The sequence below is a fragment of the Pseudomonas sp. EA_65y_Pfl1_P113 genome, assembly GCF_963970525.1.
In the GTDB taxonomy this organism is placed as follows: domain Bacteria; phylum Pseudomonadota; class Gammaproteobacteria; order Pseudomonadales; family Pseudomonadaceae; genus Aquipseudomonas; species Aquipseudomonas tritici.
In genome coordinates, this window is sequence record NZ_CAXAQM010000269.1 from 1 (window position 1) to 575 (window position 575).

Genomic DNA, 575 nt, shown 5'->3' on the forward strand with positions numbered 1-575 from the left:
CAGGAAGATGTCGATCTCGCCAATCGCGCGATTGCGCACCGGATCTGCCTCGCGCAGGATCTCGTGCGCGGATTCCTTGCCGAAGCGCACCACCCGCGCATCCGGCACCTTTGCCGCGATCTTCAGCGCGGCCTTGGGGTCGACCAATTTATCGTCATCGGCAACGACGAACAGCAACGGCACGTCGAGCGTTTTCAAACGCGGATCGACGCTCAACCGCCGCGTCGACGCAAACGCCTCGATCACCCAGCGCCAGCTCGGCGGCCCCAGCAGCAATTCGGGCTTGCTCGATTGCCAGAAGATCTCGTCTTCATAGCGATCCGTATCCTTGGTGAGCAGTGCCTGGCGCGTTTCGGTGGTGGCGGGCCGCTCATTCCGCGCCACGCTGGCCGTGCTGCATTGCCGACGCCGCCTAGCACCCGCGCGAGCCGTTCGCCGAGCGTCGCGCCAAGCGGACTGTGCAACCCCAGCATCGGCGCGATCAGGACAGCGGCATCGGGTCGCGCCGCGCCTTCGACCAGCGCCCGCAGCAACAGATGGCCGCCCATCGAATGGCCAAGAGCGGAAGCGCACAC

Annotated in this window: 1 protein-coding gene and 1 pseudogene; both read right to left on the reverse strand. The window is 65.9% G+C overall.

What is annotated here, in order from left to right; genetic code table 11:
* Positions 1-384, reverse strand: a 384-nt coding sequence (locus AACY52_RS29525; RefSeq protein ID WP_339561255.1) for a serine aminopeptidase domain-containing protein, incomplete at its 3' end; no start/stop codon positions are given.
* A 26-nt stretch (positions 385-410) separates the two neighbouring features.
* Positions 411-548: pseudogene (locus tag AACY52_RS32465) on the reverse strand (hypothetical protein); the annotation flags it as partial.
* Positions 549-575 lie beyond the last annotated feature (27 nt).